This window comes from Caballeronia sp. LZ016 (assembly GCF_031450805.1).
Lineage (GTDB): Bacteria > Pseudomonadota > Gammaproteobacteria > Burkholderiales > Burkholderiaceae > Caballeronia.
This window is the reverse complement of the sequence record NZ_JARTVY010000003.1, coordinates 83494-97440: the sequence shown is the minus strand read 5'-3', so window position 1 is coordinate 97440 and position 13947 is coordinate 83494. Positions and strand designations below refer to the sequence as shown.

Genomic DNA, 13947 nt, shown 5'->3' with positions numbered 1-13947 from the left:
TCCGTTTTCGTACTCTCCAGCTTGTCCTGAACTGCACAAGGGAACACGACAAAATGGACTTCATGTATCTCGCCGGCATCGTCCTGTTCTGGGGATTCTGCGTGGCGCTCACGAGTGGCTGCGAGCGATTGGGCCGCCGCGCGACGGGAGTCCGTCCATGAGCGCCTGGATGATATGGCTGGCCGCAGCATCGACGCTGCTGCTATTCGTGTACCTCGTGTACGCGCTTTTGCGCGCGGAGGATCTCGAATGAACGCCAATACCTTCATGCAGACGGCGATCTTCATTATCGTGCTGATCGCGCTCTCGATTCCGCTCGGCCGGCATATCGCCAGGGTGCTCGACGGTTCGTCCGTCGTCGTGCGCAAAATCGGCCGGCCTGTCGAACGTGTGTTGTATCGCCTGGCCGGCGTCGATCCGGAAGCGGAAATGTCCTGGAAGCATTACGCGTTGGCCGTCATGCTCTTCAACGTAATCGGCGCTTTGGCGCTCTACGCTACGCTGCGTCTGCAAGGCCTGCTGCCGGCCAATCCGCAGGGTTTCGCCGGCATGACGCCGGATGATGCCTTCAACACTGCCGTCAGCTTCGTGACCAACACGAACTGGCAGGACTACGGCGGCGAGAGCACGCTCGGCTATCTCGCGCAGATGCTCGGCCTCACGGTGCAGAACTTCGTGTCCGCAGCGACGGGCATCGCCGTGGTGATCGCGCTGATTCGCGGCTTCACGCGGCACACGGCCCAGACCATCGGCAACTTCTGGGTCGACCTCACGCGCACGACGCTCTATATCCTCGCGCCGCTGGCCGTGGTCTTCTCGGTCGCGTTCATCAGCCAGGGCGCGATCCAGAATTTCACCGCCTACAAGGATGTGCCGACGCTGCAGGTCACGACGTATCGAACGCCGAAGACCGACGCAGAGGGCAATCCCATGAAGGACGCCAGCGGCAACCCGGTGAGGCAGGATGCACGAGCCGACAAGCAGACGCTTCCGATGGGCCCGGTCGCCTCGCAGGAAGCGATCAAGATGCTCGGCACGAACGGCGGCGGCTTCTTCAACGCGAACTCGGCGCATCCGTACGAGAACCCGACGCCGCTCTCGAACTTCATGCAGATGCTGGCGATGCTCGTCATCCCGGCGGCGCTGTGCGTGGTGTTCGGACGCGCCGTCGGCGACAAACGGCAAGGCTATGCCGTGCTCGCCGCGATGACCATCGCGTTCGCGGTTGCGTGCGGCAGCGAGATCGCCTCCGAGCAGGCGGGCAATCCGGTCTTCGCGTCGCTCAAGGTCGACACCGCGGCTTCCGCGTTGCAGGCAGGCGGCAACATGGAAGGCAAGGAAACGCGCTTCGGCATCGCGCAGTCGGGCATCTTCACTGTTGCGACGACGGCGGCTTCCTGCGGCGCCGTGAACAACACGCATGATTCGCTCACGCCACTCGGCGGCCTCGTTCCCATGCTCCTGATCCAGCTCGGCGAAGTCATCTTCGGCGGCGTCGGCTCGGGTCTCTACGGCATGCTTGCGTTCGCGTTGCTGGCGGTCTTCGTCGCGGGTCTCATGATCGGCCGCACGCCCGAGTACGTCGGCAAGAAGATCGAGTCGTTCGAAATGAAGATGGTGTCGGTCGTGATCCTGCTCACGCCGATGCTGGTGCTCGCCGGCACGGCGATCGCGGTGCTGACCGCATCCGGCACCGCGGGCATCGCCAATCCGGGGGCGCACGGATTCTCCGAAGTGCTCTACGCGTTCAGCTCCGCCGCCAACAACAACGGCAGTGCGTTCGGGGGCCTCTCGGTGAATACGCCGTTCTATAACGTGATGCTCGGCATGGCAATGTGGTTCGGCCGCTTCGGATCGCTCATTCCGATCCTCGCCATCGCAGGCTCGCTCGCCGCAAAAAAGCGCCTGGCCGTCACGGCCGGCACGTTGCCCACGCACGGCCCGCTCTTCGTGGTGCTGCTGCTCGGCACGCTGCTGCTGGTCGGCGCGCTCACCTACATTCCCGCGCTCGCGCTGGGCCCCATCGTCGAACACATCGCGATGGTCTCGGGTCATTGAGTTTCTAGGAAAGCATGAATCAACCGAATCAAACGCCGATGCATCGTCCGGGCAACACCGGGCACGCACGCACGGCCGTCACTTCGATGTTCGACCCGGCGCTCGTCAGGCCGGCGATCGTCGATTCGCTCAGAAAGCTTGCGCCGCGCACGCAGTTGCGCAATCCGGTGATGTTCTGCGTGTATGTCGGCAGCATCCTCACGACCGTGTTGTGGATCGCGGCGCTTGGCGGCCGGGCGGAAGCGCCATCCGGCCTCATTGTCGCCATCGCGCTGTGGCTGTGGTTCACGGTGCTGTTCGCGAACTTTGCGGAAGCGCTCGCCGAGGGCCGCTCGAAGGCGCAGGCGGCGTCGCTGCGCAGCGCCAAGAGCAACGTGATGGCGAAGAAGCTCAACGAGCCTCATCCCAAGTCGCCGATCCGCATCACGACATCCACCGATCTGGTCAAGGGCGACGTCTTGCTGGTCGAAGCGGGCGACGTGATACCCGCCGACGGAGAGGTGATAGAAGGCGTGGCGTCCGTCGACGAGTCGGCGATCACCGGTGAATCCGCGCCGGTGATCCGAGAGTCGGGCGGCGACTTCTCGTCGGTGACGGGCGGCACTTGCGTGCTGTCCGACTGGATCGTCGTGCGGGTGACGGTCAATCCCGGCGAAGCGTTTCTCGACCGCATGATTGCGATGGTCGAAGGCGCCAAGCGTCAGAAGACACCGAACGAGATTGCGCTCACGATCCTGCTCGTCGCGTTGACGCTCGTGCTGCTGTTCGCCACGGCTACGCTGCTGCCGTTTTCGATGTTCTCGGTCGAGTCCGCCAAAGCGGGGCATGTCGTGAGTATCACGGCGCTGGTCGCGCTGCTCGTGTGCCTGATTCCGACGACCATCGGCGGTCTGCTTTCCGCCATCGGGGTGGCCGGCATGAGCCGCATGATGCAGGCCAACGTGATCGCCACGTCCGGTCGCGCCGTCGAAGCCGCCGGTGACATCGATGTGCTGCTGCTCGACAAGACCGGCACCATCACGCTCGGCAATCGGCAGGCGTCGTCGTTCACGCCGGCGCCCGGTGTGAACGAGCGCCATCTGGCCGATGCCGCACAACTCTCGTCGCTTGCCGATGAGACGCCGGAAGGCCGCAGCATCGTCGTGCTGGCCAAGCAGCGCTTCGACATCCGCGAGCGCGAGATGAACGCGTTGCAGGCAACCTTCCTGTCGTTCACTGCGCAGACGCGCATGAGTGGCGTGGATCTGCCCAATCGCCAGATCCGCAAGGGCGCGGCCGATGCAGTGAAGAAGTACGTCGAGCAGAACGGCGGACGCTTTCCTCAAGAAGTGCTGAATGCGGTCGATGATATCGCGCGTCGCGGCAGCACGCCGCTCGTGGTCGCCGAACATGTCGAAGGCAAGGCGCGCGCTCTAGGCGTAATCGAGCTGAAGGACATCGTGAAGGGCGGCATCAGGGAGCGCTTCGCCGAACTGCGCAAGATGGGCATCAAGACCGTGATGGTCACGGGCGACAACCGCCTGACCGCGGCCGCGATCGCAGCGGAAGCGGGCGTCGACGACTTCCTTGCGGAAGCGACCCCAGAGACGAAGCTCGCGACGATTCGCGCGCATCAGGCCGAAGGCCGGCTTGTGGCGATGACCGGCGACGGCACCAACGACGCCCCGGCGCTCGCTCAGGCCGACGTGGCCGTCGCGATGAACACCGGCACGCAGGCGGCGAAGGAAGCGGGCAACATGGTCGATCTCGATTCGAATCCGACCAAACTGATCGAGATCGTCGAGATCGGCAAGCAGATGCTCATGACGCGCGGCTCGCTCACCACCTTCTCCATCGCCAACGACGTAGCCAAGTACTTCGCGATCATCCCGGCCGCGTTCGCGACGACCTACCCGCAATTGCGCGTGCTGGACGTGATGCATCTAGCGTCGCCCTCGTCGGCCATCCTGTCGGCGGTGATCTTCAACGCGCTGATCATCGTGTTCCTGATTCCGCTCGCGCTCAAGGGCGTCAGGTATCGCGCGCTCGGCGCGGCTTCGCTCCTGCGGCGCAACCTGCTCGTCTACGGTCTCGGCGGTATCGTCCTGCCGTTCCCGTTCATTAAGCTAATCGACATGGTCATCACGGCGCTGGGCTGGAACTGAGCATCGGTCGAATGTCGCACGTTCAAGGCAATCAAGGAAACGACATCATGAAAAACCTACTTCGCCCGGCACTGGTGCTGTTCGTCGCGCTGACGGTCATGACGGGGCTGATCTATCCCGCGGTCGTCACCGCGATCGGTCAGGCCGCGTTTCATCATGAGGCCAACGGCAGTCTGATCGAGAGGGACGGCAAGACCTACGGCTCGGAGATCATCGGCCAGCAGTTCGATGCGCCCAGCTATTTCTGGGGACGGCTCTCGGCCACCACGCCGAATCCGTATAACGCGGGCAGTTCCAGCGGTTCGAATCTCGGGCCGACCAACCCCTCGCTCCCCGAAGAAATCAAAGGACGCATCGACGCGCTGCATGCAGCCGACGCCGACAACGCGGCACCGCCGCCGGTAGATCTGGTAACGTCGTCGGGCAGCGGCCTCGATCCGGAGATCAGCCCGGCCGCGGCCGCGTATCAGGTGGCGCGCGTGGCGAAGGCGCGCGGCATGACGGTGCCGCAAGTCGAGGCGCTGGTCGCGCAGGCAACCGCTGGGCGCCAGTTCGGCGTGCTCGGCGAGCCGCGCGTGAACGTGCTGAAGCTCAACCTCGCGCTCGATGCGGCGCGGAGTTGAGCCGATTCAAGTCGGCAAGCACGCAATGCATGGATAAGCGAGAACGATGAACCGTCCCGACCCCGATGAACTGCTCGACAAGCTGCAACGCGAAGAGGAGAAGCGCCAGCGCGGCCGGCTGAAGGTCTTCTTCGGTGCTTCCGCGGGCGTCGGCAAAACCTTCGCCATGTTGCAGGCAGCGCGGCGGCGCAAGGAAGAGGGCGTGGACGCGGTGGTCGGCGTCGTCGAAACGCATGGACGCAAGGAGACGCTCGCGCTGCTCGACGGCGTCGAGACGCTGCCGGCGGCGCGCATCGAATATCGCGGACGCCTCCTTCCCGAGTTCGATCTCGATGCGGCGCTTGCGCGCAAGCCGCAACTGCTGCTGGTCGACGAACTCGCGCACTCGAACGTCCACGGGTCGCGCCATGCGAAGCGCTGGCAAGACGTGCAGGAACTGCTCGACGCGGGCATCGACGTGTACACCACCGTCAACGTGCAGCATCTTGAAAGCCTCAACGATATTGTCGGGCGTATCACCGGCATCCGCGTGTGGGAGACGGTGCCCGACCGCATGTTCGATCTGGCCGACGACGTGACGCTCGTCGATCTGCCGCCCGAGGAGTTGCTCGACCGTCTGCGCGACGGCAAGGTTTACCTGCCGGCGCAGGCCGAGAGCGCGGTGCGCAACTTCTTTCGCAAAGGCAACCTGATCGCGCTGCGCGAACTGGCGCTGCGTCTCACGGCCGATCGTGTCGATGCGCAGATGCGCGAGTATCGCGCCGATCAGTCCATCAAACGCATCTGGCGCGCGCGCGAGCGGCTGATCGCCTGCGTCGGACCGGGGAAGGAAAGCGCGGCGCTGGTTCGCGCGGCGGCGCGGCTCGCGGCCGCGCTGAAGGCCGACTGGCTCGCGGTCTACGTCGAAACGCCGAAGCTGCAACGCCTTGCCGCGGACGACCGCGCCCGCGCGCTCGATGCCCTCAAGCTCGCGTCCGAACTCGGCGCGGAAACGGTCGCCCTCGACGGAGCGGACGCCGCGGCGACGCTGATCGACTATGCGCGCATGCGCAACGTCTCCAGACTGGTCACGGGCGCTCCTTCCATGCAAGGCTGGCGGCGCTATATCGACCGGTCCGTGAGCGAACGCATCATCCGGCAGGCGGCTGATATTGACGTCACGCTGATATCGACAGGCACGCGGGAAAGCCACAAGCCGCCGCTCACGTTCGGTGCGCTCAAGGAAGGCATGCGTTCGCCGCCGCGCGTGTATGGCTATGCGCTTGCGATCGGGGCGGGGATCACGCTCGTCGCAAGCGCGCTCGCTTCCCGCGAGTTCGCGGTGACGAATCTGGTGATGCTGTATCTGCTCGGCGTCGTCTTCGCGGCGGTGCGACTGGGCCGCGGACCCGGCGTGATGCTGTCTTTCTTCTCGGTTGCCGCGTTCGACTATTTTTTCGTCGCGCCGGTGATGTCGTTCTCGGTCAGCGACACGCAGTATCTGCTGACCTTCGCGGTCATGTTGCTCACCTCGCTGACCATCAGTCATCTGACGTCCAGCCTGCGGCGCCAGGCGCGTATCGCGTCGCAGCGCGAGCGCCGCACCGGCGCGATGTACGCGATGACGAAGGAACTCGCCGCCGCGCTCATGACGGGGCAGATCATCGAGATCGGCACGCGGCATATTGCCGAGGTGTTCCAGGCGCGCGCGGCCATCCTCTTGCCGGACAGCGGCGAAAAGGTACAGCAGAAGGTCGACGACGCAAGTCCCGACTCGACGCTCCTGAAGTCGGAACTGGACCTGGACATTGCGCAGTGGGTCTACGACCAGCAGAAACCGGCAGGTCTGGGCACCGATACGCTGCCGGCTGCCCGAGCCCTGTATCTGCCGCTCAAAGCGCCAATGCGCACGCGCGGCGTACTCGCATTTTCTTCTCGCAGCGCCTTCGACCTTGCGATTCCGGAACAGCGCCGGATGATCGCGACCTTCGCGTCACAGATTGCGCTCGCGCTCGAACGCGTCCACTACGTCGAAATCGCACAGGATGCCCTTGTCAGCATGGAATCCGAGCGTCTGCGCAATTCGCTTCTCTCGGCCATTTCACATGACTTGCGCACGCCGCTCACTGCAATCGTCGGCTTGTCTTCGATGCTCGCGGCGCAGCGAGACCAGCGCACTGAGGCATCGAACGAACTGGTCGATGCAATCCAGGACGAAGCGTCGAGGATGACGGCGATCGTCACGAACCTGCTCGACATGGCGCGTCTGCAGGCGGGCAGTCCGAAGCTCAACCTGGAGTGGTCGCTGCTGGAGGAGGCGGTCGGGTCGGCTTTGCGCGATTGCCGGCGCACCCTCGCGAGGCACCCCGTTCGCGTGGTGTTGCCTGCTGGATTGCCGCTGCTGCAGTTCGACGCCGTGCTGATGGAGCGCCTCTTCGCGAACCTGTTGGAAAACGCGGCGAAGTACGTGCCGGCCGGTACGCCGGTGACCATCGGCGCTGCGCGCATCGAAGAAGACGGCAAGCCGTATGTGCGCGTGACTGTCGACGATGCTGGCCCGGGCCTGCCGCTCGGCCTGGAGACCCGCATCTTCGAGAAGTTCATGCGCGGCGATAGCGAATCGTCGACGCCGGGCGTCGGGCTCGGGCTCGCCATCTGCCGCGCCATCGCCGAAGCGCACGGCGGTAAAATCGGCGCGATCAACCGGGTCGCCGCCGATGGGCGCGTGGAAGGCGCGCGCTTCTGGTTCACGCTGCCGGTCGACACTCCGCCCGCCATGCCGGACATGCTCGAATAGCTGACGTCCAGAGTGACGGGCGACGAACCACGGCTTCGTGAACAACGAATCAAACGGACCACCATTGCCCATGCGCGCCGCGAGCATCACCGTCGTACTTATCGAAGACGAGCAGCAGATTCGCCGATTCGTGCGGACATCCCTCGAGGGTGAAGGCATGACCGTGTACGACGCGCCGACGGGCAAACAGGGGTTGATAGAAGCGGCCACGCGCCAACCGGATCTCGTTATCGTCGACCTCGGCTTGCCCGACACCGACGGCATCGACCTGATCCGCGAACTGCGTGGCTGGAGCGGATTGCCTGTGATCGTGCTGTCGGCGCGCAGCCGGGAAGACGAAAAAGTGGCCGCGCTCGATGCGGGTGCCGACGACTATCTGACGAAGCCCTTCGGCATATCGGAACTGCTCGCGCGAATTCGCGCGCATTTGCGCCGGCGCAATGACGCCGGGGGAGTTCCGCAAGTGCATTTCGGAAGTGTTTCCGTCGATCTGGCGCTGCGTCAGGTCGCGCGTGACGGCGAGGCCGTCCATCTGACGCCGCTCGAATATCGGCTATTAGCGACGCTCGTGCGCCATGCAGGTCGCGTACTGACGCACCGGCAGCTGCTTAACGACGTCTGGGGCCCGTCGCACGTCGAGAGTAACCACTACTTGCGCATCTATATGGCGCATTTACGGCAGAAGCTCGAGCGCGATCCGGCGCAGCCGGAACACATCATCACTGAGACGGGCGTCGGTTATCGCCTGGTCGGCGTTTCTTAAGCGCGGTTACGCGAGTGGAAGAGATTACGCCGAGCATAAGAAACGGCTGGAAGTCTACTGACAACGGCCATTGCAAATACGGCTTGCGAGCGGCGGTAACGGGTCGGTTTCAGCCATTCGCCGACATCAATGGCTGCTCCTCAGTCGACGCTGCATAGGATGCAACTAGTCGTCTTCGCGCTGCCAACCTCCGACAATGGCTGCGCCACGATATGCGGCCAGCGGAGGTACTGCCGTACAAGAATGGAGTGCGGGCCACCGGACCCATCGAGTGCGCCACCAAATAAAGACCGCTGATGCGGAGACGGTCACATACTAGAGTAGGACCTTGTCCGCTTCTGCGAGAAGCATTCGTGCGTACTCCGATGCAATGACATCGTCGCTGTGGTCGGCGCGACCAAGAACTACCGGATTCACGCGTCGGGCCTCCGCAACAAATGCGATTCGCGCTTCGGCCGACACAAACATGACGTCCGTGACAATCATCTCGCGACATCATGAATCTGACCAGCCTGAGTCCCGTCCTCGGCCACGATCGTCGCGGTAGCGTTGACGCCACGGCGAGTATGCTCGAATTTGATAGTCCCTGCGTCGACACTGAAGCCCATCCTGACTCTCCTTCGAAATGGCCGAACAGGGGCTGCGCGGCTCATTACATAGGCTAGCGACTAGCTGGCGTTGTCAAGCGCAGGACTTCTCGCGTTCCTCGTTGTTCGCTCCGGATAACGTCCAAAAGCGCGTGTCACACCCGACCGGCATTTTCAACCAGGAACGTTTCAGCGTAACGCATCGATGAAGGGGCGTATTCGGTCGTCGGCGCCCCTGCCATTTCAATCAGAAGACGGGTCCTCGCCCGGATTAAGCCAGCGCCTCCGCCTGGCGCATAATCGGCAGCATTCGATCAAACTCGCGCTTGACGATGCCGTAGCACTCGCAAGCGCTTGCCTCTAGACCGGCGCGATCTAGCACCTTGATGCGGCCGCGGCTGTTGTGGATGAGTCCGGCGTCGTGCAATCTCCCTGCGGCTTCGGTGACCCCTTCACGACGCACGCCGAGCATGTCAGCGATCATTTGCTGCGTCACTCGCATGTCGTCCGACCGCGTGCAGTCTGATTGGATAAGCAGCCAACGGCAAAGCTGTTTGCTCAGCGCATGGTGACGGTTGCATGCCGCCGTCTGGGCGACTTGCGTCAACAAGGCCTGCATGTAGAGCAGCGTCACGCGCCGCAGAAGATCCGAACGGCCGAAATGCTCACGCAGCGCGTTGGCGCTCATACGATAAGCGGACCCTGCGCTTTGCACTTGAACGCGCGTTGGCATCGTGTCGCCGCCCGTCAGCACCGGTACACCTGTCATTCCCTCCCGGCCGACGGCAGCGACCTCGACGCATCCACCATCTTCCATCGTGTGCAGGAGCGTGATGACACTGGTAGTGGGGAAGTAGACGTGATGGATGCGTCTGCCTGAATCACAAAGCAATTGCCCCGCGCGCAGTTGAACGAGCTCTAGGTCGCTCGCAATCGCCTGCCATTCATTTCTGGGAAGTGCGCCTAATAAGTAATTTCCGTGAAGGTCCGACTGAAGGGTCAACATACTCTCTCGTTGGTCTATGCGCGTTGCGCTCTAATTTTCCGGCCCGATTCCCGATCGTGATTTACTTCGCTGAAGGACTGGCCGGCCCCATGCACCCTCGCGCTGCCCGCTCGCAGACAGTGCTGGCTGTTTATTTTGTGCGTGGTCATACATAAGCGAGAGCTGTGCCAACGCTCATACCAAATGACCGGCGAGGGGAATGCGACGGGGCGCGCCAGTGACTTTCGATTCAGCTATGAAACCAACAGATTGGGACCATCCGGGCCGAATGAACGTATTGTAAAAAGTCGCCCGGCATTTTAACGTTTGCGACGACGGTCTGCTTAGACACTCGAGAAGAACGATCTCCCCATAAGGGGCAAATCGCAAAACGTTGCAGCCGGGAATCAAAACTGGTGAGGACGGGCGCCGCGTCGAACTAGCTGAACTAGCCGTCAGCGCGTTGGATCGGTTCGACAATTGTCCCCATAGCGCGGCGTCGATAGAAGATGCAAAACAGGAGAAGAAACTTGCACAGCCCAGGTGCGAGTGCGGTCCTCGTCGCCTGGGACGCTCAGTGGGACGTGATCTTGCCAGCAGCGATGGCCTTTGCAAGTTCGTCGGCAAGCGCCGCCTGCACGGACGCATGCTTTTCTCGCACGGCCTCGGCGTCCTTCGTGAGTTCGGGAAGATCATGGACAAGAGATGCGATGTCTGCGTCCCGTGCGGTGACCAACTTCGCCAAATTCTCTGGCCGCAATGCGCTTTCGAGGACTCTAGCATCAATGCCGAAATGCTTGCTGATGGCGTCGCAAGCATGTATGAGCGCGAACGAGACTTGCTTTTCCTCGTCTAAGCCTTTGCTCTCAGGGCAGAAATAGCCCGCGTATAGAACGTCGCCGATTATCTCCGTTGCCACCCAGTCGGTGAGGTCTTCCTCAAAAGCCCGCGTGTCGCTGCTGGCTGAGGCGAACATGCGCAGCGCGTCCGCCCTGGACACCTCTCGCGAATAGATTTCGACGCGGCCACCACCGGCGACAGCGTCGACCCACACCAAGGCGCTAACGGCGTTCGACATGTTTGCTCCCTCTCGTTGGGATCAAAAAAGTTCCTTCTGGGCGAGCGCAAGACCTATCGCTTCATTTTGCTCTGGCGTCAGGTTTCTGGCTTAAATGCGATCCCGTTGATGATAGATCATCGCTCCGTAGGCGTCGGCCAGTACCCTTGCTCTTGGGCAGACCGCGAAGTCATCCGTCGCCGCCTGCCGCGATCGCCAGTAGTTGATGGCGTTCTCAATATCAGTGATTGTGTACTCGTCCATCCTGCCGGCTGCCATTGCTCGGTCAAACGCGGATGATACTCTTCGCTGCCCCTCGCGTTGTCAGCGATCGGCGGCGGTGATGGTTTGTCGGGCGAGTGGCCAATGGCTGGACGCGCGGGCGTCACCGACGCTCATTTGGCCTTAAGCGTTGGGCGGCACGGTGCTAGTGCCTTACTTCGCCTCGCAACTCGATGGCCAATTCCGCAGCCAACACAGCCTGCACGTTTCTATGCTTTTCGCGGATTGCTTCGGCGCCGGCTAATTTCCGGATGGTCGTTAAGGAACGAAGCCAGTTCCGCGTCCCTTGCGAAGCTGAGCGCCGCCACGTTCGCGGGTTCTAGCGTGCGCTCCAACGTCTCGGCGTCGACGCCGAAATGCTCGCTGATAGCAGAGACTGCGTGCACAAGCGGGAACGCCACATCCTCGTGCGCGTCTTTGCCGCCCTCGACGAAGAAGTAGCCTTCGCAGAGCAGGTCGCCCTTGACCTCCGCTGCGACGCGCAAGGCGAGATCGTCCTCGATTGCACGCCTGTCTTACTTCTTTCTGCCGATGTACAAGGACGGTGCCGCATGGCATCGCATCGGTGGCCGCTGCATCCGCGCACCTTTGCCATGCCCATTCCTGCCCGCTGCCGCGTGGCCTGGCTTCGTACTGTCCCCGGTCGGACGCGGACAGGGCGCAAGTACGCCATCCGGTAGCCAGTAATGCTGGCGTCATCCGGGCGGCATCTCCCACAATGAGGGTGAGGCAAGGTCTGGATAACGCTGAAGCAGCGCGTCGCGGCCGGCCGTGGCGTGCTTCTTCCAACTGGGACCGCGAGCCACCGCGTCTGCCCAGGCGGCTGCGAACACCTCCTGCTGACCGTTCTTAATGTGCCACTGGGCGAGCGCGGCGGACTGAACAAGGTCTTTCACCGCCTTTGGTCGCTCGGCAAGGGGCCGGAGACCGTGAACGATCAGCTTATGAACCGCATAGCGCTCGGGAGCCGGGATGTTCACGATGACCGACCCCTCACGGCTAAGCACGATGGCTTGCGTCGTGCCTTCCAACGAGTACTCCATAAAGCGCAGCGGTTCGAGCGTGAGGCCTAGGTCTTTCATGACGACTGGCTCGTCATTGCGACCCCGACTCGTGACGAAATCCAGTCGAAGCTCGGGATCTTTGGGGTTCTGATACTGACCGCCGGCGTGACCGCCGAACTGCTGGATCGGCAGCAGGCCCATCTCCAGCGACGTCAGTGCGTCGTGCACGGAGATGTTCATGCTTGCCGGCAGCGCGACGGAGATGTTGTTGCCCGCGTGCGCGAAGTCGATGTCCAACGTCTGGTTGGCTTGTGTCCAACGCACCCCGAGCAGGTTGCCCATCGCGACGAAGGCATGCGTGCCGATCAGAACCCCCCCGGCCTGATAGAAGCCGTAATTCCCAAGCTGCTTGAGAATGCGGAAGTGCTTCGGGACGACAGCCGTGCAGCCCAGCGCGATCGCCGCTTGCGCGACAGGCGCAAGCTTCTTCGGGGCCTTCACCTGCTCAAAGTGCTCGATGAGGGCGTTTATCCGATCATCAATCGGGCCGACGTACGCCATGCGGAGCTTTCCGTCGATGTCTTTGAAGCTGAAGTAGGCGTATTCGCGGCCGCGGATATTGCGTCTCCCGAAAGAGCCTTTGAGTCCCGCGAGCCGCTCCAGTTCGAAGACGCGGGTCTGCTCGAAGAGCTCAGAATATGCGGTTTGAGCCCCGAGGGAGAGTTCGGTGTGCAGTAGCGGGTTCATCGAAGGACATTACTGTACAAAACGCGTTTTGTATAGTAATTGTGTTGTTATACATTTCGTTTTTAGTATAGTAACGCGCGCGCGGCGCGTCCTCTTCGACGCATCGGGCGCCCCCGCAGCGCAAAGCAGTCTCGCGGGCGAGTGCACGGCTCAGCACTGTTAGTCCGTCGTGCGTGTGCGCAAGGGGCATTCGTCGGCACGCTCGGTTCATTAGCTGCGGGAGGCGAAATCGGCGCCCTCGCCCGTCCGAAGAAGTGAAAATCGGTACGTTTTGGAAGTGAATACCTAAACAGCGGCGGCGTTCCGCAAATCGGCGATCCCATCGATTTCAGTCGCGCTTCACCAGTCGCGCACCCATGCCGTTATGGAGACAGGGACACCCGTGACACTGACCGCTTAAGGGCATTCGAACTCCGGGTGATCGACGCCGATATCTCCCATATTCGACTTGCTATTGGAGCGGTCTTGCAGGAGCCAAACTCTGCGCTGCCGCTTGTTTATTGGCGCAGGCGGCTTGAGCAACTCTTGCATAGCTGTCATGTCATGCACCATCAGTTCTCCGCGGTCGCCGACTTGCTCAGCGGACTCGCGAAGATCGACGACGACTCACCCGGCCTCGCGCTCCCGCCAGAGCCGTTCGACGAACGATTTCCCAACATTCAAGCGTTCGTTAGGATCTACGTTACGTTGGCTAGGAAGCGCCACGCGGCCGCAACGCAGATTGTTGAAAGGCATGAAGCTCCGAGGGCAGGACCAGGTCCGGAGCGCGAATGTTAGGCGCACCGCAGGGGCGGCGATCTTGACGGTCTTTTCGGGTGTCTCAGACGCGAAGGATTGCAATAGCAGTGGGTTCTTCCGCATAGGCGGGCAGCACCCCATAGTGAAGCTCGTAGTGTCCCGCGAGGCACACCCATCGATGCA

The 13947-nt window shown here is 62.4% G+C and carries 11 protein-coding genes; 6 read left to right on the top strand and 5 right to left on the bottom strand.

Annotated features, from left to right (window positions below):
• Positions 1–157 precede the first annotated feature (157 nt).
• From kdpF to kdpE, 6 genes are all read left to right on the top strand, one after another.
• On the top strand, positions 158–253 hold the full coding sequence (gene kdpF / locus P9220_RS19480) for a K(+)-transporting ATPase subunit F (RefSeq protein WP_309766957.1): 96 nt from the start codon (positions 158–160) through the stop codon (positions 251–253).
• Positions 250–2058, top strand: a complete 1809-nt coding sequence (kdpA, locus tag P9220_RS19475) for a potassium-transporting ATPase subunit KdpA (RefSeq protein ID WP_309766956.1) — start codon at positions 250–252, stop codon at positions 2056–2058. Before kdpF ends, kdpA begins: the two co-directional genes overlap by 4 nt.
• 86 nt (positions 2059–2144) lie before the next feature.
• The gene (gene kdpB, locus P9220_RS19470; protein WP_309767231.1) at positions 2145–4202 is read left to right on the top strand and encodes a potassium-transporting ATPase subunit KdpB; all 2058 of its coding nucleotides are present in this window, start codon (positions 2145–2147) and stop codon (positions 4200–4202) included.
• A 47-nt stretch (positions 4203–4249) separates the two neighbouring features.
• Positions 4250–4825 (top strand): potassium-transporting ATPase subunit KdpC, encoded by a 576-nt coding sequence (gene kdpC, locus P9220_RS19465; protein WP_309766955.1) that lies wholly within the window; start codon positions 4250–4252, stop codon positions 4823–4825.
• Between the two features lie 46 nt (positions 4826–4871).
• A complete protein-coding gene (locus P9220_RS19460; RefSeq protein ID WP_309766953.1) occupies positions 4872–7601 on the top strand; it encodes a DUF4118 domain-containing protein in 2730 nt (909 codons plus the stop codon).
• A 70-nt stretch (positions 7602–7671) separates the two neighbouring features.
• Positions 7672–8364: a two-component system response regulator KdpE gene (gene kdpE, locus P9220_RS19455; protein WP_309767230.1), complete on the top strand. Its 693-nt coding sequence runs from the start codon at positions 7672–7674 to the stop codon at positions 8362–8364.
• 858 nt (positions 8365–9222) lie between these two features.
• On the opposite strand, the gene P9220_RS19450 is transcribed toward kdpE, so the two are convergent.
• The 5 genes from P9220_RS19450 to P9220_RS19430 all read right to left on the bottom strand — a co-directional run bounded on the left by P9220_RS19450 (position 9223) and on the right by P9220_RS19430 (position 13026).
• Entirely contained in the window at positions 9223–9957 is a 735-nt protein-coding gene (locus P9220_RS19450) for a Crp/Fnr family transcriptional regulator (RefSeq protein WP_309766951.1), read from the bottom strand.
• 553 nt (positions 9958–10510) lie between these two features.
• The gene (locus tag P9220_RS19445) at positions 10511–11014 is read right to left on the bottom strand and encodes a hypothetical protein (RefSeq protein WP_309766950.1); all 504 of its coding nucleotides are present in this window, start codon (positions 11012–11014) and stop codon (positions 10511–10513) included.
• Positions 11015–11104: 90 nt separating this feature from the next.
• On the bottom strand, positions 11105–11257 hold the full coding sequence (locus P9220_RS19440; protein WP_309766949.1) for a DUF3717 domain-containing protein: 153 nt from the start codon (positions 11255–11257) through the stop codon (positions 11105–11107).
• A gap of 227 nt (positions 11258–11484) precedes the next feature.
• Entirely contained in the window at positions 11485–11760 is a 276-nt protein-coding gene (locus P9220_RS19435) for a hypothetical protein (RefSeq protein ID WP_309766947.1), read from the bottom strand.
• A 210-nt stretch (positions 11761–11970) separates the two neighbouring features.
• The gene (locus P9220_RS19430) at positions 11971–13026 is read right to left on the bottom strand and encodes a nucleotidyltransferase domain-containing protein (RefSeq protein ID WP_309766946.1); all 1056 of its coding nucleotides are present in this window, start codon (positions 13024–13026) and stop codon (positions 11971–11973) included.
• Between the last annotated feature and the right edge of the window lie 921 nt (positions 13027–13947).